22 protein-coding genes are annotated in these 21,541 nt (G+C 68.4%); 11 read left to right on the top strand and 11 right to left on the bottom strand.

Features of this window, described 5'->3' with window-relative positions; all coding sequences use genetic code 11:
• Window positions 1-56 precede the first annotated feature (56 nt).
• From A5712_RS20220 to ponA2, 3 genes are all read right to left on the bottom strand, one after another.
• Entirely contained in the window at window positions 57-1,178 is a 1,122-nt protein-coding gene (locus A5712_RS20220) for a PLP-dependent cysteine synthase family protein (RefSeq protein WP_068108680.1), read from the bottom strand.
• Window positions 1,175-2,146 carry a metallophosphoesterase gene (locus A5712_RS20215; RefSeq protein ID WP_068108677.1) on the bottom strand — a complete coding sequence of 324 codons (972 nt, stop codon included), beginning with the start codon at window positions 2,144-2,146 and terminating at the stop codon, window positions 1,175-1,177. Before A5712_RS20215 ends, A5712_RS20220 begins: the two co-directional genes overlap by 4 nt.
• 70 nt (window positions 2,147-2,216) lie before the next feature.
• The gene (ponA2, locus tag A5712_RS20210; RefSeq protein WP_068108673.1) at window positions 2,217-4,643 is read right to left on the bottom strand and encodes a transglycosylase/D,D-transpeptidase PonA2; all 2,427 of its coding nucleotides are present in this window, start codon (window positions 4,641-4,643) and stop codon (window positions 2,217-2,219) included.
• A gap of 361 nt (window positions 4,644-5,004) precedes the next feature.
• On the opposite strand from ponA2, the gene A5712_RS20205 reads away from it, so the two are divergent.
• Window positions 5,005-5,355 (top strand): WhiB family transcriptional regulator, encoded by a 351-nt coding sequence (locus tag A5712_RS20205; RefSeq protein ID WP_068108670.1) that lies wholly within the window; start codon window positions 5,005-5,007, stop codon window positions 5,353-5,355.
• Window positions 5,356-5,648: 293 nt separating this feature from the next.
• On the opposite strand, the gene A5712_RS20200 is transcribed toward A5712_RS20205, so the two are convergent.
• Complete coding sequence (locus A5712_RS20200) at window positions 5,649-6,803, bottom strand: ArsA family ATPase (RefSeq protein WP_068108666.1); 1,155 nt, start codon at window positions 6,801-6,803, stop codon at window positions 5,649-5,651.
• Window positions 6,800-7,822, bottom strand: coding sequence for an ArsA family ATPase (locus tag A5712_RS20195; protein WP_068108663.1), 1,023 nt, complete (start codon window positions 7,820-7,822; stop codon window positions 6,800-6,802). The genes A5712_RS20200 and A5712_RS20195 overlap by 4 nt, the downstream gene beginning before the upstream one ends.
• Window positions 7,823-7,899: 77 nt before the next feature.
• Here A5712_RS20195 and A5712_RS30960 point away from each other — a divergent pair, with 77 nt between their 5' ends.
• The 3 genes from A5712_RS30960 to A5712_RS20185 are packed head-to-tail and all read left to right on the top strand — an operon-like array spanning window position 7,900 to window position 9,319.
• Window positions 7,900-8,061 (top strand): DUF4177 domain-containing protein, encoded by a 162-nt coding sequence (locus A5712_RS30960; protein WP_007166633.1) that lies wholly within the window; start codon window positions 7,900-7,902, stop codon window positions 8,059-8,061.
• A gap of 2 nt (window positions 8,062-8,063) precedes the next feature.
• Window positions 8,064-8,519, top strand: coding sequence for a RidA family protein (locus tag A5712_RS20190; protein ID WP_068108662.1), 456 nt, complete (start codon window positions 8,064-8,066; stop codon window positions 8,517-8,519).
• A gap of 5 nt (window positions 8,520-8,524) precedes the next feature.
• The gene (locus A5712_RS20185; protein ID WP_068108659.1) at window positions 8,525-9,319 is read left to right on the top strand and encodes an MBL fold metallo-hydrolase; all 795 of its coding nucleotides are present in this window, start codon (window positions 8,525-8,527) and stop codon (window positions 9,317-9,319) included.
• A 73-nt stretch (window positions 9,320-9,392) separates the two neighbouring features.
• On the opposite strand, the gene crp is transcribed toward A5712_RS20185, so the two are convergent.
• Window positions 9,393-10,067, bottom strand: coding sequence for a cAMP-activated global transcriptional regulator CRP (gene crp / locus A5712_RS20180; RefSeq protein ID WP_036465140.1), 675 nt, complete (start codon window positions 10,065-10,067; stop codon window positions 9,393-9,395).
• A gap of 96 nt (window positions 10,068-10,163) precedes the next feature.
• The gene (locus A5712_RS20175; protein WP_082973541.1) at window positions 10,164-10,559 is read right to left on the bottom strand and encodes a hypothetical protein; all 396 of its coding nucleotides are present in this window, start codon (window positions 10,557-10,559) and stop codon (window positions 10,164-10,166) included.
• A 161-nt stretch (window positions 10,560-10,720) separates the two neighbouring features.
• On the opposite strand from A5712_RS20175, the gene nth reads away from it, so the two are divergent.
• From nth to marP, 4 genes are read left to right on the top strand one after another with little or no spacing between them, the layout of a single operon-like run.
• Window positions 10,721-11,401, top strand: a complete 681-nt coding sequence (gene nth / locus A5712_RS20170) for an endonuclease III (protein ID WP_068108653.1) — start codon at window positions 10,721-10,723, stop codon at window positions 11,399-11,401.
• Window positions 11,402-11,418: 17 nt separating this feature from the next.
• Window positions 11,419-12,057: a TlpA disulfide reductase family protein gene (locus tag A5712_RS20165; protein ID WP_068108650.1), complete on the top strand. Its 639-nt coding sequence runs from the start codon at window positions 11,419-11,421 to the stop codon at window positions 12,055-12,057.
• Between the two features lie 50 nt (window positions 12,058-12,107).
• On the top strand, window positions 12,108-12,863 hold the full coding sequence (locus A5712_RS20160; RefSeq protein ID WP_082973544.1) for a CoA pyrophosphatase: 756 nt from the start codon (window positions 12,108-12,110) through the stop codon (window positions 12,861-12,863).
• 11 nt (window positions 12,864-12,874) lie between these two features.
• The gene (marP, locus tag A5712_RS20155; RefSeq protein ID WP_156766667.1) at window positions 12,875-14,068 is read left to right on the top strand and encodes an acid resistance serine protease MarP; all 1,194 of its coding nucleotides are present in this window, start codon (window positions 12,875-12,877) and stop codon (window positions 14,066-14,068) included.
• Here marP and A5712_RS20150 read toward each other — a convergent pair.
• Together A5712_RS20150 and A5712_RS20145 are read right to left on the bottom strand one after the other, a co-directional pair.
• Window positions 14,061-15,038: an alpha/beta fold hydrolase gene (locus A5712_RS20150; RefSeq protein ID WP_068108642.1), complete on the bottom strand. Its 978-nt coding sequence runs from the start codon at window positions 15,036-15,038 to the stop codon at window positions 14,061-14,063. The two genes, marP and A5712_RS20150, sit on opposite strands and share 8 nt — an antisense overlap.
• The gene (locus A5712_RS20145) at window positions 15,039-15,569 is read right to left on the bottom strand and encodes a phage holin family protein (protein ID WP_068108637.1); all 531 of its coding nucleotides are present in this window, start codon (window positions 15,567-15,569) and stop codon (window positions 15,039-15,041) included.
• A 302-nt stretch (window positions 15,570-15,871) separates the two neighbouring features.
• Between A5712_RS20145 and A5712_RS20140 the strand changes: the two genes are divergently transcribed.
• Window positions 15,872-16,534, top strand: coding sequence for a peptidase (locus A5712_RS20140; RefSeq protein WP_068108633.1), 663 nt, complete (start codon window positions 15,872-15,874; stop codon window positions 16,532-16,534).
• Window position 16,535: 1 nt separating this feature from the next.
• Here the strand turns inward: A5712_RS20140 and acs are convergent, their stop codons facing one another.
• The gene (acs, locus tag A5712_RS20135; protein WP_068108631.1) at window positions 16,536-18,485 is read right to left on the bottom strand and encodes an acetate--CoA ligase; all 1,950 of its coding nucleotides are present in this window, start codon (window positions 18,483-18,485) and stop codon (window positions 16,536-16,538) included.
• 186 nt (window positions 18,486-18,671) lie between these two features.
• On the opposite strand from acs, the gene A5712_RS20130 reads away from it, so the two are divergent.
• On the top strand, window positions 18,672-19,136 hold the full coding sequence (locus tag A5712_RS20130; protein ID WP_068108628.1) for a DUF4232 domain-containing protein: 465 nt from the start codon (window positions 18,672-18,674) through the stop codon (window positions 19,134-19,136).
• A 6-nt stretch (window positions 19,137-19,142) separates the two neighbouring features.
• On the opposite strand, the gene A5712_RS20125 is transcribed toward A5712_RS20130, so the two are convergent.
• Complete coding sequence (locus A5712_RS20125; RefSeq protein ID WP_068108625.1) at window positions 19,143-19,826, bottom strand: hypothetical protein; 684 nt, start codon at window positions 19,824-19,826, stop codon at window positions 19,143-19,145.
• A gap of 97 nt (window positions 19,827-19,923) precedes the next feature.
• Between A5712_RS20125 and A5712_RS20120 the strand changes: the two genes are divergently transcribed.
• Window positions 19,924-21,540, top strand: a complete 1,617-nt coding sequence (locus tag A5712_RS20120) for an ABC transporter substrate-binding protein (RefSeq protein WP_068108623.1) — start codon at window positions 19,924-19,926, stop codon at window positions 21,538-21,540.
• Window position 21,541 lies beyond the last annotated feature (1 nt).

Genomic DNA, 21,541 nt, shown 5'->3' with positions numbered 1-21,541 from the left:
CACGATCTGCGCAGCATGCGGCGACGGCATCACCCATTCTAACAAGAGCGGGCGAATTAACGACTCACGACACTAGACCACGCGCAGCTGTGCTCGAATTCAACCAGCGCTTCGGCGGGGCCGGCGGGATCGAGCCCCTGCGCGCTGACCCACTCGTCGTTGAAATAGGTGTCGGCGTAGCGGTCACCGCTGTCGGCCAGCAGGGTGACCACCGACCCGCTGCTGCCCGCGGAGACCATCTCGGCGAGCAGCCCGAAGGCGCCCCACAGGTTGGTGCCCGTCGACGGCCCCACTCGGCGCCCCAGGACGGCGCTGACGTGGCGGGCGGCGGCGATGGACGCCGCGTCGGGCACCGCGACCATGCGGTCGACGACGCCGGGCAGAAACGACGGCTCGACCCGCGGCCGGCCGATGCCCTCGATCCGCGAAGAGTTGGACATCACGATGTCGAAGCGGTCCTCGGCGTAGGCGGGAAAGAACGCGGAGTTCTCCGGGTCGACGACGCACAGCCGGGTCGCGTGCCGCCGGTAGCGGATGTAGCGGCCGATGGTCGCACTGGTGCCGCCGGTGCCGGCGCCGACCACGATCCACTCCGGGACGGGGTGCTTCTCGTCGCGCATCTGCTCGTAGATCGACTCGGCGATGTTGTTGTTGCCGCGCCAGTCGGTGGCGCGCTCGGCGTTGGTGAACTGATCCAGGTAGTGCCCGCCGGTGTCCTTGGCGACGCGCTCGGCCTCGGCGTACACCTGGCTCGAGTCCGTCACGAAATGGCAACGGCCGCCCTGTGATTCGATCAGCGCGATCTTTGCGGCGCTGGTCGACGCGGGCATCACCGCGACGAACGGCAGCCCCAGCAGGGCGGCGAAGTACGCCTCCGACACCGCCGTCGAACCCGAGGACGCCTCGACGACGGTGGTGCCCTCGCCGATCCAGCCGTTGCACAGCGCGTACAAAAACAACGAGCGCGCCAGCCGGTGCTTGAGGCTGCCGGTGATGTGCGTGCTCTCGTCCTTGAGGTACAGCGCGACGTCCGCGTCGCCGGCCCACGCCGACGGCAGGGGATAACGCAGCAGGTGGGTGTCGGCGCTGCGGCGCGCGTCGGCCTGGATCAGCCGGATCGCATCGTCCGTCCAGCTTCGGGGCAGGGTGCGGACCGCGATCCGGGTCCGATCGCTCAACGCACCGAAGCGGTCGGCTGTGAACGGCTCAGGTCGCTGGTCGAATCGCGGTCGCCCATGGGGCTGGCGATCAGCGTCAGCAGGGTCGCCTCGGGCCGGCAGCAGAATCGCACGGGCGCAAAAGGCGAGGTGCCGATCCCGGCGGAGACGTGCAGCGCCATGTTCGCCCCCCAGCGCGACGGTCCCTTGGCCCGCGAGCGGTCCAGGCCGCAGTTGGTCACCAGGGCGCCGTAGAACGGCAGACACAGCTGCCCGCCGTGCGTGTGCCCGGCCATCACCAGCTGATAGCCGTCGGCGGCGAAGCGATCCAGCACCCGCGGCTCGGGGGAGTGCGTCAAACCAAGCCGCAGGTTCGCGGCCGGGCTGGCCGGCCCCGCGATCGCGTCGTAGCGGTCCCGGTCGATGTGCGGGTCGTCCACGCCCGCGGCCGCGATGTGCAGCCCGGCCACCTCGAACTCGCGGCGGGTGTGCGTCAGGTCGAGCCAACCGCGCTCGGTGAACGCCGCCCGCAGGTCCTGCCAGGGCAGCGGCTCGCCGCGGACCCGGTGCGACGGGTTGGTCAGGTAGTTCAGCGGGTTCTTCAGGCGGGGCCCGAAGTAGTCGTTGCTGCCGAAGACGAAAACGCCCGGCCGCGACAGCAGGTCGCCCAGCGTCTGCACCACCGCGGGCACCGCCTTGGGGTGCGCCAGGTTGTCGCCGGTGTTGACGACGAGGTCGGGCTCCCAGGCGGCCAGCTCGCGCAGCCAGGCCTGCTTGCGGCGCTGGTTGGGCGTCATGTGCAGGTCGCTGATGTGCAGCACCCGTAGCGGCGTGGAGCCCGGCGACAGGACGGGCATGGTTATCTCGCGCAGGACGAACGCGTTGCGCTCGACGAGCGAGGCGTAACCGATGCCGGCCAGGGTCGAGCCGAGCGCGACGGCGCCGGTGCGCATCAGGACGGGCAGGGCAGTCGGGCGAACGTCAGCCATGCAGGAAGCCTACTGCCGGTTGCGGTCTGGGCGCGTATAGCTTGCGCCACAAGTCCGTGTTGCGGACCCGCTACGGAGGGGGCGCCCCGGGCGGCGGCGGGGGCGCCAGCAGCGGAATCGTGATCGGCGGCAGGCCGGGGATCTCGACCACCTGCGACCCCACCACCGGTGGCGCGCCCTCGGGCGGTGGCGGTGGCGCCGGCGGGATGCCGTTGCTGACCTGGATCGTGATGATCGAGCCCGGAATCGTCTGGCCGGACGGCGACGTTCCGACCACCTCGCCCGCCTTCGCGCTGCTGTTCACGGAGTTGGTCTGGTCGGCGACCGGGAAGCCCGCCTCCTTGATGCGCTGGCGGGCCGCGTCGACGTCCAGGCCGGTGACGGCGGGCACCCGGGACGCCGGGGAGCCCTCGACGTAGCGGGGATCGGTCGGCGGCAGCTTCACCTCGCCGAAGTTGGTCGCGATCGGTTTCATCGCGGTGAACCAGGTGCGCGCCGGCTCGTTCCCGCCGTAGAGGTCGCCCTCGCCGCAGTGACGCAGCGGGGCGGAGCACAAGTCCGTCGGGTTGGGTGAGTCGTCGTAGATGTAGTTGGCCGCCGCGTAGTGGCTGGTGAAACCGACGAAAGCGGAGGATCTGTGCGCCTCGGTGGTGCCGGTCTTCGCGGACACCGGCAGGTCCCAGCCCGCCGCGCCGGCCGAGCCGGCCGCCGTGCCGCTGCCGACGGCGTCCTTGCTCATCGCGTTGGCCATGGTGTTGGCCAGGCCTTCGGGCACCACCTGATCGCAGGTCTCGGTCGTCACGGAGACCTCGTTACCGTTGCGGTCGATCAGCTTGTCGATCGGGTTCGGTGGGCACCACACGCCGCCGGAGGCCAGGGTGGCGGCGACGTTGGACAACTCCAGCGCGTTCACCTCGATCGGGCCGAGGGTGAACGAGCCGATGTTTTGCCGCTTGACGAAGTCGGCCAGGCTCTCGTTGCTGTCGCGGTTATAGTCGCGCGCGGTGCCGGGATCGGCGTAGGACCGCAGCCCCAGCTTGATCGCCATGTCCACCGTCCGGGTCACGCCGACCTGCTGGATCAGCTTGGCGAACGCGGTGTTCGGCGAGGTGGCCAGCGCGTCGGTCACGTTCATCGAGCCCCGGTAGTTACCCGCGTTGACGACGCACCAGGTGTCCTTCGGGCAGCCCTTGGCCCCGCCGCTGCCCATGCCCTTGGCCTGGAATCGGCCCGGCACCTCGAGCGTGGCGTTGATGCCCATCCCCATGTCCAGCGCCGCGGCGGTGGTGAAGATCTTGAAGACCGAGCCGGCGCCGTCGCCGACGAGGGAGAACGGTTGCGGCCGCATCGTCTCGCCGGCGTCGAGGTTCAGGCCGTAGGTGCGGTTGCTGGCCATCGCCATCACGTGGTGGGAGGTCTTGCCCGGCTCGATGACGCTCATGACGCTCGAGATGCCTGGCAGGGTCGGGCTCGCGAACTTGTCGATGGCCGCCTTGACCGGAATCTGCACGTCCGGGTCCAGCGTGGTGCGGATCAGGTAGCCGCCCCGGGCCACCTGTTCCTTACTGATCCCCGCGCGCGACAGGTACTCCTGGACGTAGTCGCAGAAGAAGGCGCGGTCGCCGGCCGCGATGCAGCCGCGGGGCAGCTCGTTGGGTTGGGGCAGCACGCCGAGCGGCGTGGCCTTGGCGGCCCGCAGGGCGTCGGCCTCCTGGGGCAGGTTCTCGATCATGGTGTCGAGGACCAGGTTCCGTCGGGCCAGGGCGCCGTCGGGGTTGGTGTACGGGTTGAGCGCGCTGGTCGACTGCACCATGCCCGCGAGCAGGGCCGCCTGCTGCCAGTTCAGGTCCGAGGCGTTGATGCCGAAGTAGGTCTGGGCCGCGTCCTGCACACCGAACGAACCGTTCCCGAACGACACCAGGTTCAGATAGCGCGTCAGGATCTCCGGCTTGGTGAAGGTCTTGTCCAGCGTGAGCGCCATCCGGATCTCGCGCAGCTTGCGCGCCGGGGTCGTTTCGACCGCCGCGCGCTTCTCGGCGTCGGTCTGGGCGGTCACGAGCAGCTGGTAGTTCTTGATGTACTGCTGTTCGATGGTCGACCCGCCGCGGGTGTCGACGTCGCCGGACGCATACCCGGCCAGCCCCGTCAGGGTGCCCTTCCAGTCCACTCCGTTGTGGTCGGCGAAGCGCTTGTCCTCGATCGAGACGATCGCCAGTTTCATGGTGTTGGCGATCTTGTCGGTGGGCACCTCGAAGCGGCGCTGAGAGTAAAGCCACGCGATTACGTTGCCCTTCTTGTCGACCATCGTCGACACCGCGGGCACCTCGCCCTGCGTCAGCTGGGCGGACCCGTTGGCGACGACTTCAGAGGCCCGATTGGACATCAGCCCGATCCCGCCCGCGAGCGGAAACATCAGGGCCGTGGCGACGACGCTGGCCAACAAACAGCACCCCGCGAGCTTGAGAACCGTGAGCGCGGCCGGGGGGCGGTCTGACATGCGTTCTAGGGTAGCCGCCCCCGCTCACCTGGCCACGCGACGAGTTGGCCCGAAGCCCTCCCGCAGCGTGACCAGCGAACTTACGATGGGGCTCGGCATAAAATTTTCGGTTCCGTCACGGGTGAGCCACCGAGGTGAAGTGCGCGGGGCGCCGCTCGGCATTATCCTTTTCGGTAAGGCTGCACGCCCGTCCCAAAAAAAGCGTTATCAGACTGTTGCGCAATTGCCACCTGACCACCTAACTTAGACACACGGTGAGATTCAGATAACACCGATTTGCATGGTGTGGCGTAGATCGCAGCAGGGGTCTGCACCCGAGGAGGGCGGCCGCGACGAGCGGTCGGAAGGAAGGGAACAGCTCGTGTCAGGTTCACGGCCGGCCGCACGTCGAACGAACATCGCGGCTGCTCAGGGCGTATTGCGAAGTGTCGACGCCGAGGAACGAATCGCATGGGTTTCGAAGGCGCTGTGCCGGACCACCGACCCCGATGAACTGTTTGTTCGGGGGGCCGCCCAGCGCAAGGCGGCGGTGATCTGCCGCCACTGCCCGGTGATGCAGGAGTGCGGGGCGGACGCGTTGGACAACAAGGTCGAGTTCGGGGTGTGGGGCGGCATGACCGAGCGTCAGCGCCGCGCGCTGCTCAAGCAGCATCCCGAAGTCGTCTCCTGGCAGGACTTTTTCGACAAGCGCCGCGGCCGCACCGCCGGCTGACTCGGGGTTATTCACGGACGCGTCCCGCTATCGCGGGCGGCCCCGAACTAACGGTTCTGAAAATAACTGTTTTCGTGATTACATTAATGTTACAGCCTAAGCGGCACTCTTAATTGGACTGTGTTCAATATACAACTGGCCCGTGTCTAATACGAGCTCGCTTGTGTCCAATAGGAATTCGATAGCAACGAATCGGCCGGCGCCGACCGGTCATGTCTCGTGTCAAATAGCCTCCGCACGCGCCTGACCGGCGTGTGCCCAACAGATTGATTCGCTCACCCAGCGCCGTGTTCTCAGCGGCTCGCCGCGCGCGCCGCCTCGTCACCGGGGGCGGTGATCTGATCGGCGAGCGCCCGCAGCGCGTCGAGATCGGAAACGTCGAACGGCAGCGACGGAACCCCGATGACCGGTACATGCGGGTGGGCGCCGGTGAAACGGGAGAGCAGCCTGATCTCGCGTTTGGCGGTTTGCGCCCGGTCGGCGTGGATCTTCAGCACGGCGGAGGCCAGCGCGGCGGCCTCGGAATCGGAGGCGTCGAGCGTCTCGCTTCCGTCGATGGCCCGTTCGACCGGCAGCGAGCACAGCGTCGGGTGGGTGCGGTTGAGGACGAGCCCCGCGAGCGGCATGCCCTCCTGCGACAGCCGGTCGACGAAGAAGGCCGCCTCGCGCAGCGCGTCGGGTTCGGCGGCCGACACCACGACGAACTGCGTGCCGCGTCTCTTCAGCAGCGAGTAGGTTCGGTCGGCCTTCTCCCGCCACCCGCCGAAGGTCGATTCCAGTGACTGCACGAATGAACCGATGTCGCTGAGCAATTGTGAGCCCATGATCGTGGACATGCCCTTCATCGCCAAACCCATTGCGCCGGTGACCAATCGGCCGATGCCGCGGCCGGGTGCGAGCAGCAGCCGCCACAGCCGGCTGTCCATGAAGCTGCCCAACCGTTTCGGCGCATCCAGGAAGTCCAGCGCGTTGCGCGACGGCGGGGTGTCCACGACGATGAGGTCCCAGCGGTCCTGGCTCAACAACTGGCCGAGCTTCTCCATCGCCATGTACTCCTGCGTGCCGGCAAGCGACGTGGCGACCGTCTGGTAGAACTGGTTGTTCAGCAACGCCTCTGCCCGCTCGGGGCCGGAATACTGCATCACCATCTCGTCGAAGGTGCGGCGCATGTCGAGCATCATCGCGTGCAGCTCGCCGGGTACTTCGGGCGCCAACGGCACCCGCTGCGGGGTGTTGCCGAGGTCGTTGACCCCGAGCGCCTGCGCCAGTCGCTTGGCCGGGTCGATCGTCAAAACGCATACGGTGCGGCCATATTCGGCGGCGCGCATCGCCATCGCGGCTGCGGTGGTCGTCTTGCCCACCCCGCCGGCCCCGCAGCACACCACCACCCGATTGGATCGGTCAGCCAGGATCGCCGCCATATCAAGGGTTTTCGTCGTGACGCTCATCGGACCCCCTGCTGCGCAAGAGTTTCCGACAACTCATACAGGCTGCCGAGGTCGATGCCATCGGAAATCGCCGGCAGCTCCAGGCGCGGGACCTTCAACGCGTCGAGTTGCTGCGCCGTCTCGGCGCGTGCGGTGATCCGGGTGGCATGCTGAATGGTCTCGGTCAGCAGGCCCGCAAAGTCGGTGTCGGCGAGCTTGATTCCCGCCATTTCAAGGCCGGCCCGCACGGAGTCCGCGTCCACGTCCCCCTCGGCGGCCTTCGCCAGATCGCGCGGCTCCAGGAACGACGGGATGTTGCGGTTCACGATCACGCTGCCGATCGGCAGTTCCATCTCGGCGAGCTCCTCGATGGCCTCGAGCGTTTCCTGCACCGGCAGCGCCTCCAGCAGCGTGACCAGATGGATGGCGGTCTGATCGGAGTGCAACAGCTTCACCACACCCTCGGACTGCGAGTGCACCGGGCCGCCCTTGGCCAGGTCGGACACCGCCTTGGTGACATCGAGGAAGCGCGCGATGCGGCCGGTCGGCGGCGCGTCGACGACCACCGCGTCATAGACCGGGTTCTTGGCCCCCTTTTCGAGGCGGACCACCGACTCCTTGATCTTGCCGGTGAGCAGCACGTCGCGCAGGCCGGGCGCGATCGTCGTCGCGAACTCGATGGCGCCGATGCGTCGCATCGCCCGGCCCGCGATGCCCAGGTTGTAGAACATGTCCAGGTATTCCAGGAACGCGGCCTCGATGTCGATGGCCAGCGCGTTGACCTGCCCGCCGCGCTCGGCGGTGGCGATCTTGACCTCCTCGTAGGGCAGCGGCGGGACGTCGAACAGTTGCGCAATCCCTTGGCGGCCTTCGACTTCGACGAGCAGGACCTTGCGGCCGCCCGCCGCCAGCGTCAGGGCGAGCGCGGCCGCGACCGTCGACTTACCCGTCCCGCCCTTGCCGGTCACGAAATGTAAGCGCGCCCTCGACAAGCGGGCGGGCCAGCCGACGGAACTACCGCCGTTTCCAGTGGATGCCACCTTCGCATGCTAGCCCGACCGCCGCACCGCCCTTGGGCTGGCCAGAGCCCTGGAAAGCTGACCGATAAGCTCGCGTCATGAGCCAACCCACCGCATGGGAATACGTCACGGTCCCGCTGCTGACGCACGCCACCAAACAGATCCTGGACCAGTGGGGCGCCGACGGCTGGGAGTTGGTGTCCGTGCTACCCGGGCCCACCGGCGAGCAGCACGTCGCATATTTGAAGCGCCCCAAATAGAGATGAGCGCATCGGCCCGGCTCGGGCAGCTCGGCCTCACACTTCCCGAGGTGGTTGCGCCGCTCGCCTCCTACGTTCCCGCGGTGCGGACCGGCAACCTGGTCTACACCTCGGGTCAGCTGCCGGTGCAGGACGGGAAGCTCCCGCGGACCGGCAAGGTCGGCGCCGAGGTCAGCCCCGAGGACGCCAAGTCGCTGGCGCGGATCTGTGCGCTCAACGCGCTGGCGGCCGTGCATTCGCTGGTGGGCATCGACGCCGTCGCGCGGGTGGTCAAGGTCGTCGGGTTCGTCGCCTCGGCTCCGGGTTTCAACGGGCAGCCCAGCGTCGTCAACGGGGCCTCCGACCTGCTCGGCGAGGTGTTCGGCGACCAAGGCGCCCACGCGCGCTCGGCGGTCGGGGTGTCCGAGCTGCCGCTGGATGCGCCCGTCGAAGTGGAGCTGATCGTGGAGGTCGGCTGACGACCGTGACCGAGACCGCCGAGTCGCTGACCCATCCCGCATACGGCAGGCTGCGGGCGGTCACCGACACTGCCTCGGTGCTGTTGGCCGACAACCCGGGCCTGATGACGCTGGAGGGCACCAACACCTGGGTGCTGCGCGGCCCCGGCAGCGACGAGCTGGTGATCGTGGATCCCGGCCCCGACGACGACGAGCACATCGCCCGGATCGCCGCGCTCGGCCGCGTCGCGCTGGTACTGATCAGCCACCGGCACGGCGACCACACCGACGGCATCGACAAGCTAGTCGAGCTGACCGGGGCGACGGTCCGGTCCGCGGGCAGCGGATTCCTGCGCGGCCTCGGCGGTCACCTCACCGAAGGCGAAGTGATCGATGCGGCCGGCCTCAAGATCAAGGTGATGGCGACGCCCGGCCACACCGCCGACTCGCTGTCGTTCCTGCTCGACGATGCCGTGCTGACCGCGGACACCGTGCTGGGCCGCGGCACCACCGTCATCGACAAGGAGGACGGCAGCCTGGCCGACTACCTGGAATCGCTGCGGCGGCTACGCGGTTTGGGCCGGCGCACGGTGCTGCCCGGGCACGGCCCGCAGCTGGCCGACCTGGAATCCGTCGCGTCGGGCTACTTGACGCACCGGCACGAGCGCCTGGAGCAGGTGCGCGCCGCGCTGTGGGATCTCGGTAACGAGGCCACCACGCGTGAGATCGTCGAGTACGTCTATGTCGACGTCGACGAGAAGCTCTGGGACGCGGCCGAATGGTCGGTGCAGGCGCAACTGGACTACCTGCGTCGAGACTGATACCGCGAGCAGACGCAGACTCGCACGCCAAACGCTGCAACAGTGCGATTCTGCGTCTGGTCGCGGAAGACGATTAGCGCGCTCGGCGGGCGAGCCTCTCGGAGTCCGAGATCAGCACGCTCTTGCCCTCCAGGCGGATCCAGCCGCGGTGGGCGAAGTCGGCCAGGGCCTTGTTGACCGTTTCCCGCGAAGCGCCCACCAGTTGGGCGATCTCCTCTTGGGTGAGGTCGTGGGTGACCCGCATCGCGCCACCCTCCTGGGTGCCGAACCGCTGGGCGAGCTGCAGCAGCTGCTTGGCCACCCGGCCGGGCACGTCGGTGAAGATGAGGTCGGCCAGGTTGTTGTTGGTCCGCCGCAGCCGTCGGGCAAGGACCCGCAGCAGTTGCTCGGCGATTTCCGGGCGATCCGCGATCCACGCCCGCAGCGCGTCGCGGTCCATCGACACGGCCCGAACTTCGGTGATGGTGGTCGCGCTGGAAGTCCGCGGGCCCGGGTCGAAGATCGACAACTCGCCGAACATGTCCGACGGGCCCATGATCGTCAGCAGATTCTCGCGGCCGTCCGGCGACCGCCGGCCGATTTTGACCTTCCCCGAAACGATGATGTACAGCCGGTCGCCCGGTTCCCCCTCGGCGAAAACCGTGTGCCCGCGCGGGAAGTCGACGGGTTGCAATTGCTTGGTCAGCGCGGTGACCGCGCCGGGCTCAACCCCTTGGAAGATTCCTGCCCTTGCCAGGATCTCGTCCACCGTTGCCTCTTCAGCTTCCAGTAGTGATACGGGCAGGCCAACCCTGCCCGTGTGACGTAAGTCTAGAGGTAGGCCAATTGTGTCCAACGTGCCACGCTACACACGATTGACGTGTCTAGTCCCCCTAAATTGCGGATTGACACCTGAACGGGCCCGTATCGGCGTCGCTAGACCGGCCTGCTCGCGGTCACCGGGGGCGGTGGCAAACACCGGCTTGGCGTGCCGCGGTCCGATCGCCGGTTGCGCCGGCGGTGCGTCCGCGGGCCGCAGGGCCTGGCGCCGGTGCAGGTATTCCAGCGCCTCTGGCATGCCTTCGCGGGCCAGCGTGTGCACGTCGACGGCCTCGGCGTACTCGAGGAACTCGTCGACATCGGTCACCGAGACGGTGTCATTGGACAGGTCGGATTCCAGCCGCCCCAGACCGAACGTCACGAGCATCAACAGCCCGGGAACGCACGCCACCAGCAACCATGACACAGGGAAAGTAAACATGGCTTAGGTCTCAGCCAGATCACGAAATCAGTACTCTGTCGTAGGTGACAGCGGCAAAGGCATCCGGACGTTCGAAGTCAACGCCTTCCGCTTCGGACGGTGTCGTCGCCGATCGCTGGTCCAAAGAGACGCGAGTGGGGTTGGTGCGACGGGCGCGGCGAATGAATCGCGCACTGGCGCAAGCGTTTCCGGACGCCCACTGCGAGCTGGACTTCACGACGCCGCTGGAGCTGACGGTGGCCACCATCCTCTCGGCGCAGAGCACCGACAAGCGGGTCAACCTGACCACGCCGGCATTGTTCAAGCGATACCGCTCCGCGCTGGATTATGCGCAAGCCGACCGCGACGAGCTGGAAAACCTCATCCGACCCACCGGTTTCTTCCGCAACAAGGCGTCGTCGCTGATCGGCCTGGGGCAGGCCCTCGTCGAGCGGTTCGACGGCGAGGTGCCCTCGACGATGGCCGAGCTGGTCACCCTGCCCGGAGTGGGTCGCAAGACCGCCAACGTCATCCTGGGCAACGCCTTCGGCATCCCGGGAATCACCGTCGACACCCATTTCTCGCGCTTGATGCACAGATGGCGATGGACCATCGAAAAGGATCCGGTCAAGATCGAGCACGCTGCCGGCGAGCTGATCGAACGCCGGGAGTGGACCATGCTCAGCCACCGCGTCATCTTCCACGGCCGCCGGGTCTGTCACGCCCGCAAACCGGCGTGCGGCGCCTGCATCCTCGCCAAGGACTGCCCGTCCTTCGGGCTGGGCCCCACCGAACCGCTGCTCGCCGCGCCGCTCGTCCAGGGCCCGGAAGCCGAGCACCTGCTGGCCCTGGTGGGGCTCTAATACCGGGGCGCGCGACGTTGACCCGGACAACCCGGTGGACCATCGCGATCCTGGCGGTGGTGGCGGCGTTAATCGCGGCGCTGGTGGCTTCGCTGCACGACGACTCGTCGCCGACGGCGACGACCCAGGCGCCCGCCCCCCGCGAGCACCGCGACGCCGACACACCGGCCGCGCTGGCGGGTCCGCGCGGGCGCGCCAACCTGCCGCCGTGCCCCGCCCCGGGGGACGGCCCCGGCCCGGCGGCGCTGCGCGGCGTCACGGTGGAATGTGCCGCCGACGGTTCTGCCGTCGACGTCGCCCGCGCGCTGGCCGGGCACCGGGTGGTCCTCAACCTCTGGGCCTATTGGTGCGCGCCGTGCGCGGCCGAACTTCCCGCGATGGCCGAGTATCAGCGGCGGGTCGGGTCGGACGTGATGGTGGTGACGGTCCACCAGGACGAGAACGAGACGGCCGGGTTACTGCGGTTGGCGGAGTTGGGTGTTCGGTTGCCGACGCTGCAGGACGGCCGTCGTCGGGTCGCTTCCGCGCTGCGTGTGGTAAATGTGATGCCTGCGACGGTCGTCCTCCGGCCGGACGGTAGCGTTGCGCAGATGCTGCCGCGGCCTTTCGCCAGTGCCGACGAGATCGCCGCTGCGGTCGGAAACGACGCGGGATAGGCAGATTGACTGGACCGAGGGAGGCGCCGGTGAGTTCAGTCATCCCGCTGATGCCCGACGTGTCTCCGCCTTGGTTGCGTCCGCTGGTGGACAACGTGGGTCAGATCCCCGAGGCGTACCGGCACCGACTGCCGGCCGGTGTGCTGGCGATGGTGACCGCGTCCAAGGCGGCGGCATCGATGGCGTCATTGCTCGGTGACGACCGCGAGGCGGCGGTGCTGGTGTTGTTCTCGGGTCCCGAGTCCGGCCCGGCCGACGGCGGTGTGCCCGACGATGCCGACCTGTTGCTGACCGTGCGGGCCTCGACATTGCGCCACCACGCGGGCCAGGCGGCCTTTCCCGGCGGCGCCTCCGATCCCGGCGACGACGGCCCGGTGGCCACCGCGCTGCGCGAGGCGCAGGAGGAGACCGGGATCGATGTCAGCCGGCTGCGTCCACTCGCCACGATGGAACGGACGTTCATCGCGCCGTCGCGGTTCCACGTCGTCCCCGTGCTGGCGTACTCGCCGGACCCGGGGCCGGTGGCCGTCGTCGACGAGACCGAAACGGCCATCGTGTCGCGGGTTCCGGTGCGCGCCTTCATCAATCCGGAGAACCGGCTGATGGTGTACCGGGGCAACCTCGGCCGCCGCTGGGCCGGGCCAGCGTTTCTGTTGAATCAGATGCTGGTGTGGGGATTCACCGGCCAGGTGATTTCCGCGGTGCTGGATGTCGCCGGCTGGGCCCGGCCCTGGGACACCACCAAGATCCTGGAGCTGGATGAGGCGATGGTGTTGGTCGGCGACAAGGGCGGCCCCAGTCGATGAACATGAATTCGATGACGCCGTCGCAGTGGCTCGACATCGCCGTGCTGGCAGTCGCTTTCATCGCGGCCATCTCGGGCTGGCGTTCGGGTGCATTGGGCTCGCTGTTGTCGTTCGTCGGCGTGTTGCTCGGCGCCATCGCGGGCGTGCTGCTGGCGCCCCACATCGTCAGCCACATCGCCGCGCCGCGCGCCAAGCTGTTCACCGCGCTGTTCTTGATCCTCGCGCTGGTGGTCGTCGGGGAGGTCGCCGGCGTGGTGCTGGGGCGGGCCGTTCGCGGCGCGATCCACAGCCGCGCGATCCGAACCGTTGACTCGGTCATCGGCGTGGGCGTCCAGCTGGTGGTGGTGTTGACCGCGGCGTGGCTGCTGGCCACCCCGCTGACTCAGTCCAAGGACCAGCCGGAACTGGCCGCCGCAGTCCGGGGTTCGCGGGTGCTCGCGCAGGTCAACGACGTCGCGCCGCCCTGGCTCAAGACGGTGCCCAAGCGCCTCTCGGCGCTGTTGAACACCTCCGGGCTGCCCGCGGTGCTCGAGCCGTTCAGCCGCACCCCGGTGATTCCGGTCGCGTCGCCCGATCCGGCCCTGGCCACCAACCCGGTGGTGACGAACGCCGCGCCGAGCGTGGTCAAGGTGCGCAGCCTCGCGCCCAGCTGCCAAAAGGTGTTGGAGGGCAGCGGATTCGTGGTCGCACCCGATCGGGTGATGACCAACGCGCACGTGGTGGCCGGGTCCAACAGCGTCCAGATCTACGCCAGCGGCAGCCCCATCGACGCGACCGTGGTCTCTTACGACCCGTCGGTCGACATCGCGATCCTGGCCGTCCCGAACCTGCCGCCGCCGCCGTTGGCGTTCGCCCAGGGCGAGGCTAAAAGCGGCGAAAGCGTTGTGGTGCTGGGCTATCCGGGCGGCGGCAACTTCACCGCCACCCCGGCCCGGATCCGCGAGGCCATCAGGCTCAGCGGACCCGACATCTACCGGGATCCGGCGCCGGTCACCCGCGACGTGTACACCATCAGAGCCAGTGTGGAGCAAGGCAATTCGGGCGGACCGTTGATCGACCTCAACGGCCGCGTGCTCGGCGTCGTGTTCGGCGCCGCCGTCGACGACCCCGACACCGGCTTCGTGCTGACCGCCGACGAGGTGTCCAGCCAGCTCTCCAAGATCGGCGACACCCAGCAGGTCGCCACCGGGTCCTGCGTCAGCTGACGGGACGGCCGTACACCAGCTCGAGGAACTTCATCAGGTGCCGGTTGATTTCCTCGGGTGCCTCTTCGTGGCTGAAATGCCCTGCGCCCGCGATGGATACGTAGCGACCCTGGGGGGCGTAGCGCTGGGTGCGGTCCACCGGGTCGGCGAGCACGTAGGGATCGGCGTCACCGCGCAGGTGCAGCAGCGGCAGGCCAAGCTGCCGGCTCATCGACTTCATGAATCGCCGGCCCTCGCCGCGCAGCTGGCTGCGCACCGCCCAGCGCTGATATTCCAGCGCGGAGTGCGCGGCCGCCGGTATCCGGATGGCCGTCCGCATGTGCCGGATTGTCTGTGAAAAGTCTTCGGAGGCAACCCATTTGGGGCAGCTTCGGTCCCGGACCAGGCGCTCGATCTCCGCGGCGTCGTGCCGGGTCAGCAGCCGCTCCGGCCAGATGGGCAGCTGGTATTGCAGCAACGTCGGCAGCAGGGCGTAGCCCTGGTCGCGCCGGGTCAACGTGGATCGCCGCAGCGCCGCCGGGTGCGGCGAGCTGATCAGCGCGATGGCGCGCACCAGCCGCGAATGCAGCAGCGCGGTGGCCCAGCAGGCCAGCCCGCCGTCGGCGTGGCCGACCAGCGTCGCCGACGAGTGCCCCAGCGCACGAATGAGCCCGGCGGTGTCGCCGGCCAGCGTCCAGCCGTCGTAGCCGCGGGGCGGTTTATCGCTGCCGCCGTAGCCGCGCAGGTCCACCGCCACCACGCGCGCCCCGGTCAGTCCGCGCAGCTGATGCCGCCAGGACCACCAGAACGATCCGAAACCGTGCAGCAGCATCACCAGCGGGCGTGCGGTGGCCGGCTGCGCGGGCGGAACGCCGTCACCTTGCCCGTCGGCCAGGGCTTCGACGACGTGGAATCGGATCCCGTTGGCGTGCACGTCGAGGTGCCGCCACGGCCCGTCGATACGGGTGACCGACGGATCTGGTGCCGGCATCTACCAACCCGAGGGGTCCGCGGGCTTCTCGTGCCTGCCGCCGCCGGACTCGGTGAGCTCCTTCGGGCCCGTGGCGGCCTTCTCGTGGCCGGGGGTGAGCGCGGTGCGCGTCTCCTTGACCGATTCGATGGTCTGGCGCGGGCCGCGGATGCGGCGGACCTTCAGGAAGCCCAGCAGGCCGAGGACGGCGCCGACGACCACCATGATCCCGAACACGATCAGGAACGCCACCCAGCGCCACAGCCATTCGTCGAGCAGTTCGGCGAGGAAGAAAAAGAAGAAGAACGTGGAGTAGAACAGCACCACCAGCGCGGCGATGAAATAGACGCTGCCGGTCAGGCCCTTCTTGACGTCCCGGGTGATCTCGGATCGAGCCAGTTCGACCTCGGCGCGCACCAGGGTGGACATCTGCGCTGTCGCGTCTTTGATCAGGTCACCGATCGACGGCTCGGCCGGCCTGGCGTGCGGGTCGGCCAACGGGATCGTGGTCAGCGTGCTGGGCACACCGTTGTTGCGATCGTCTTTGCTCACGGACCGTCCTCTCGGTTCTCTCGTCGCGGTTCATGTTGCCATGCGGTGCGGTGCCAGACGAGGCCAGCTGAAGGCGCCGCGGGACCGCGGAGTTCGGCGCCCGGACAGCGAAACGGCCGCCGCGGCGACGGGCGGGTCGATCCCCTTGAGCGGGAGAGGAATATGGCGGGGCACCAAATTGCGCCGTCGCCGCCGGCGAATCCGCCACCCTGGCCGACTACACTGACCAGGCCGCTCAGGATGTCCGACAGCTCGATGGGGGTGTTGCTTTGCAGAGGGCCTACCGTTGCTACAAGGCCGCGATGGTGGCCGTGCTGGTGGCCCTGATCAGCGTCCCGGCCCAGGCGGCCGGCGACGACCGGGTCCCGATGGGCGGCGGCGCCGGCATCGTCATCAACGGGGACACGATGTGCACTCTGACGACGATCGGGACCGACGCGGCCGGGGAGCTGATCGGCTTCACCTCGGCGCACTGTGGGGGTCCCGGCGCGCTGGTCGCGGCCGAGGCCGCCCAGGATCGCGGCCCGCTGGGCGTGATGGTCGCGGGCAACGACAATTTGGACTACGCGGTGATCAAGTTCGATCCGGCCAAGGTGGCGCCGGTGGCCAACTACAACGGCTTCGTGATCAGCGGCATCGGCCCGGATCCGACGTTCGGTCAGGTGGCCTGCAAGCAGGGCCGCACGACGGGCAACTCCTGCGGCGTCACCTGGGGGCCGGGCCAGGACCCCGGCACCATCGTCATGCAGGTATGCGGTCAACCCGGTGACTCCGGGGCGCCCGTCACCGTCAACAACCTGCTGGTCGGCATGATTCACGGCGCGTTCAGCGACAACCTGCCGACCTGCATCATCAAATACATCCCCCTGCATACCCCGGCGGTGGTGCAGTCGTTCAACGCCGACCTCGCCGACATCAACGCCAAGCACCGCGCCGGCGCGGGATTCGTGCCGCTGCCGGGCTGACCTACTTCGCGCTCCTGATCGCGTCGAACACGCCGGGATCGAGCAGCGTCGACGTGTCGCCCAACTCGCGCTTTTCGGCGACGTCGCGCAACAGGCGGCGCATGATCTTGCCGCTGCGGGTCTTGGGCAGTTCGGGCACCACATGGATCTCGCGCGGCTTGGCGATGGGGGAGATCTCCCGGGCCACCTCCGCGCGCAGCTCGTCGACGATCCCGTCGTGCACCTCGTACTCGGCGCACAAGACGACGAACGCGCAGACGGCTTGGCCCGTGGTCTCGTCGGTCTTCGCGACCACCGCCGCCTCGGCCACGCCGTGGTGGCCGACGAGCGCCGACTCCAATTCGGCGCTCGAGAGCCGGTGCCCAGACACGTTCATCACGTCGTCGATGCGGCCCACGACCCAGATGGCGCCGTCGCGGTCGAAATAGGCGCTGTCGCCGGCGAAGTACCAGCCCTGCTCGGCGAACCTGGACCAGTAGGTCTCGACGTAGCGCTCCGGATCGCCCCAGATGCCGCGCAGCATCGATGGCCACGGCTGGTCCAAAACCAAGTAGCCGGTGATGTGTTCGCCGTGATGGACGGCAGGCGTCAGTCGATCGCCGTGGTCGTCGACGATGCTTGCCGAGATGCCCGGCAATGCCCTCATCGCCGAACCCGGTTTGGCCGCGGTGACCCCGGGCAGGGGGGAGATCATCGCGGCGCCCGTTTCGGTCTGCCACCAGGTGTCGACGATGGGCAGGCTGTCGGCGCCGATCACCATGCGGTACCAGCGCCACGCCTCGGGGTTGATCGGTTCGCCCACCGTGCCCAGCACTCGCAGGCTGGACAGGTCGTGCGCGTCGGGGATCTCGCGCCCCCACTTCATGAACGTCCGGATGAGCGTGGGCGCGGTGTAATAAATTGTCACCCCGTACTTTTCGATGATCTCGAAATGCCGGTGTTGGGTCGGCGAGTCGGGCGTTCCCTCGTACAGAACCTCGGTGACCCCGTTGGACAGCGGGCCGTAGACACCGTAGGTGTGTCCGGTGACCCAGCCGATGTCGGCGGTGCACCAATAGACGTCGCTCTCGGGTTTGACGTCGAAGACGTAGTAGTGCGTGTAGGAGGCTTGGGTCAGGTAGCCGCCGCTGGTGTGCACGATGCCCTTGGGCTTGCCGGTGGTGCCCGAGGTGTAGAGCAGGAACAGCGGCTGTTCGGCGTCGAATGCCTCGGGGGTGTGTTCGTCCGAGGCGGCGTCGACGACATCGTGCCACCACAGGTCGCGGTCGTCGTTCCAGGACACGTCAATTCCGGTGCGCCGCACCACCAGAACGCGCTCGACCGAGCTATCCGGATCCGAGACCGCCTCGTCGGCCGCCTCCTTCAGCGGCGCCGGCTTGCCGCGGCGGAACTGCCCGTCGGTGGTGATCACCAGCTTGGCCTGGGCGTCGGCGATGCGGGCCCGCAGCGCCTTGGCGGTGAAACCGGCGAACACGACGCTGTGCATGACGCCCAGGCGCGCGCAGGCCAGCATCGCGACGACGGCCTCGGGGATCAAGGGCATGTAGATGGCGACGCGGTCGCCGGCGACCAGGCCGAGGTCCGTCAGCGCGTTGGCCGCCTTGCACACCTGTTTCTGCAGATCGGAATAGGTCAGGCTGCGGCTGTCGCCGGGCTCGCCCTCCCAGTGGATGGCGACGCGATCCCCGTGTCCGGCTTCCACGTGGCGGTCCACGCAGTTGTAGGCGACGTTGAGCTTGCCGTCGGCGAACCATTTGGCGAAGGGCGCCTCCGACCAGTCCAGGATTTCGGTGAACGGTGTCGACCACGAGAGCCGGTTGGCCTGCTTGGCCCAAAACGCCAGCCGGTCCTGCTCGGCCTCGCGGTACAGCTCCTCACCCGCGTTGGCCTGCTCGGCGAACTGCGCCGACGGCGGATAAGACGTCGGTCCCTCGGTGTGGGTGGCGGTCACTGGATTCCTCCTAGCGTCGAGGGTCGTCAACCGTCAGTGAGCCTAGACCTTCCAGATGAAAAGCCGCCGCCCGATCCGGGGTCAAACACGCCCGCATGCCGCATAATCACCGATGTGCCGGGACTGCACACGCGGCGACGAGCCTTCAGCTTCGCCGCGGCCGCAACGGCTTACGCGGCGGCGACGATGTCGGGGTCGCCCGCGTGGGCCGAGCCGTCCGACGCCATCGACCAGCCGACGCCGTGCTGGTCGGAGCAGGTCGCCGTCAGCGCTTCCCCGACGCAGGCCGCCGTCGGCCACCGCGGTGTGACGCTGCTGTTCGCCCTCGCCGGTGGCGCGGACCCCTGCACGCTCACCGGTTACCCGAGCGTCGACTCGGGCAGCGGCGGGCCGCCGCTCCACGCCCAGCCGACGCCGCGCGGCTACCTGGGCGGGTTGCCCGCCGGCGCCGACGACCCGCCGACGGTCACGCTGTCGCTGTCGACGCAGGGCCAGGCGGTCGTGGAGGGCGTCGCCGTCGACGCCGACGGCAAGCCGTGCCCCGGCTACACCGACCTGGCCGTCAGCCCTCCGGCCATCCTGCAGGTGTTCACCGTGCCGGCCGCCATCGACGCGTGCCGGCTGGAGGTCCATCCCGTCACCGCGGGTTGATGCCGGTCAGGTGCGTGCGAGGCAATAGACGCGCGGCGGCACCGGATAAGCGATGGCCTTGTCGCCGGTCGCGCACCGTGCGGTGTCCGTGCTGCCGTCGAAGCGCTGAACGACTCGGTCCAGTGACGGCTGGGGCTCGGCGCAGTCGTCCGGCCTCATCGTCAGGTTTTCGGCGCCGTTGGTCAGCTGGTAGCAGTGGCCCTGCTGAAGGTTGAGCGCGAAGCACAGGGTGGCGGAGTCGTCGGTGTATCGGCTGTAGACGGAGTTATCGCGTTTGCCGTCCGGGCAGTTCGCAGTGGGGCTGCCCTTGTAGGCGAGTTGATAGGTGTTGGCCGGGTTCGCGCAGTCGTTGGCCGGACTCGAACTGAAAGTCCTTGCGAGAAACTCGTTTTGGTCGATGCACTGGCCCACCGGCATGGACTTGTCGGCGTCGAACAGGCTCCGCTTGTTCAGTCGCACGAGGTTTCCCGCGATTCCGAGCGCACCCAGGGTGAGCAGCACCGCGCCGACGACGATCAGCGTGGTGGCCCACTTCGCGGGCCGCGACTGCGGCGAATCCGGGGGGCCGGCGGTGACGGCCCGCGCGCTGCGCGCGCGCAACCCGATTATCAGACAGACCACACCGATAGCTGGAACGCCCAACACCGCCGCCAGATATCCGACCTGAACGCCGACTTCGTGCGAGGTCACAGCGTCATCCTAGCGGCGACGCGGTGCGCCGGTTCGCTATCGCCGACCAGGCGCGCCCGTTCGGTTCGGGGGCGCCGCAGGCCTTAGGGTCGCTGCCATGCGTCGGATGCGGGCCGCGCTGGCCGTCCTTGCCGCCGGGATGCTGGCGGCCGGGACGCTGGCCGGCTGCGGCGGCGGCATGCTCAGCCCCGATCTGGTGGTGGTCAACAGTGGGGAGCCGCCGAACCCGTTGATTCCGACCGGTACCACCGACAGCCTGGGCGGGCGGATCCTCGATCGGCTGTTCGCCGGCCTGGTGTCCTACGATGCCGCCGGCAAACCTTCGCCAGAAGTGGCGCAGTCGATCGAGACCACCGACAACATCAACTACCGGATCCTGCTCAAACCGGACTGGAAGTTCACCGACGGCTCGCCGGTGACGGCCCACTCGTTCGTCGACGCGTGGAACTACGGGGCGCTGAGCACCAATGCCCAACTGCAGCAGGACTTCTTCAGCCCGATCGACGGGTTCGACGAGGTCGCCGGTGCCGGTGCAAAGCGGACCACCATGTCCGGGCTGCGGGTGGTCAACGATCTCGAGTTCAGCGTGCGGCTCAAGGCGCCGACCGTCGACTTCGTGCTGCGGCTGGGCCATAGCGCGTTCTATCCATTGCCGGACAAGGCATTTCGGGACATGGCGGCGTTCGGACGCAACCCCGTCGGCGACGGCCCATACCAGCTTTCCGACGGACCCGACGGGCCGGCGTGGGAGCACAACGTGAAAATCGACCTGAGGCCCAACCCCGGCTACCACGGCAACCGCAAGCCGCACAACAAGGGCCTGAGGTTCGAGTTCTACGGCAACCTGGACACCGCCTACGCAGACCTGCTGTCCGGCAATCTGGATGTCCTGGACACGATTCCGTCGAGCGCGCTGACGATCTACAAGCGAGACCTGGGCGGTAACTTCGCCAGCGGTCCGGTCGCGGTGAGCCAGTCGCTCGACACGCCGCTGCGGCTACCGCACTTCGGCGGCGAGGAGGGCCGGCTGCGCCGGTTGGCGTTGTCGGCGGCCATCAACCGCCCGCAGATCTGCCAGCAGATCTTCAACGGGACCCGCAGCCCGGCACGCGATTTCACCGCCCGGTCCCTACCCGGGTTCGATCCGAACATCCCGGGCAACGACGCGTTGGACTTCAACCCCGAACGGGCCCGCCAGCTCTGGGCGCAGGCCAATGCGATCTCGCCGTGGAGCGGCCGCTACCTGATCGCCTACAACGCCGACAGCGGCCATCAGGAGTGGGTGGACGCGGTCGCCAACAGCATCAAGAACGTGCTGGGCATCGATGCCGCCGGTGCGCCCCACCCCACCTTCGCGGGATACCGCACCCTGATCACCAACCACACGATCGACACCGCGTTCCGCGCCGGCTGGATCGGGGACTACCCGTCGATGATCGAGTTCCTCGCCCCGCTGTACGCGACGGGTGCGGGGTCCAACGACGTCGGATACTCCAGCCGCGAATTCGACACCGCGCTGGCCGCCGCCGAGGCCGCGCCCAGCCTGCCGGAGGCGGACACGCTGGCCAACGCCGCACAGCGAATCCTGCTGCACGACATGCCGGCCGTGCCGCTCTGGTATTACATCGCCGTGCTGGGCTGGTCGTCCGCGGTGCGGGGCGTCACGGTGACATGGAACGGCATGCCCGACTACGAGAACATCGTCAAGGCCTGAA

Source organism: Mycobacterium sp. E2327, from assembly GCF_001672675.1.
Taxonomy (GTDB): domain Bacteria; phylum Actinomycetota; class Actinomycetes; order Mycobacteriales; family Mycobacteriaceae; genus Mycobacterium.
The sequence above is the reverse complement of the archived record's forward strand: the minus strand, read 5'-3'. Positions and strand labels throughout refer to the sequence as shown.

Excerpts from the sequence above, each read along its gene's own strand:
- A5712_RS20215 (WP_068108677.1), bottom strand. The coding sequence starts at position 2,146 with ATGGCTGACGTTCGCCCGACTGCCCTGCCCGTCCTGATGCGCACCGGC.
- ponA2 (WP_068108673.1), bottom strand. The coding sequence starts at position 4,643 with ATGTCAGACCGCCCCCCGGCCGCGCTCACGGTTCTCAAGCTCGCGGGG.
- A5712_RS20200 (WP_068108666.1), bottom strand. The coding sequence starts at position 6,803 with ATGAGCGTCACGACGAAAACCCTTGATATGGCGGCGATCCTGGCTGAC.
- A5712_RS30960 (WP_007166633.1), top strand. The coding sequence starts at position 7,900 with ATGAGCCAACCCACCGCATGGGAATACGTCACGGTCCCGCTGCTGACG.
- A5712_RS20190 (WP_068108662.1), top strand. The coding sequence starts at position 8,064 with ATGAGCGCATCGGCCCGGCTCGGGCAGCTCGGCCTCACACTTCCCGAG.
- A5712_RS20175 (WP_082973541.1), bottom strand. The coding sequence starts at position 10,559 with ATGTTTACTTTCCCTGTGTCATGGTTGCTGGTGGCGTGCGTTCCCGGG.
- nth (WP_068108653.1), top strand. The coding sequence starts at position 10,721 with ATGAATCGCGCACTGGCGCAAGCGTTTCCGGACGCCCACTGCGAGCTG.
- A5712_RS20160 (WP_082973544.1), top strand. The coding sequence starts at position 12,108 with ATGCCCGACGTGTCTCCGCCTTGGTTGCGTCCGCTGGTGGACAACGTG.
- marP (WP_156766667.1), top strand. The coding sequence starts at position 12,875 with ATGACGCCGTCGCAGTGGCTCGACATCGCCGTGCTGGCAGTCGCTTTC.
- A5712_RS20150 (WP_068108642.1), bottom strand. The coding sequence starts at position 15,038 with ATGCCGGCACCAGATCCGTCGGTCACCCGTATCGACGGGCCGTGGCGG.
- A5712_RS20140 (WP_068108633.1), top strand. The coding sequence starts at position 15,872 with ATGGTGGCCGTGCTGGTGGCCCTGATCAGCGTCCCGGCCCAGGCGGCC.
- A5712_RS20130 (WP_068108628.1), top strand. The coding sequence starts at position 18,672 with ATGTCGGGGTCGCCCGCGTGGGCCGAGCCGTCCGACGCCATCGACCAG.
- A5712_RS20120 (WP_068108623.1), top strand. The coding sequence starts at position 19,924 with ATGCGTCGGATGCGGGCCGCGCTGGCCGTCCTTGCCGCCGGGATGCTG.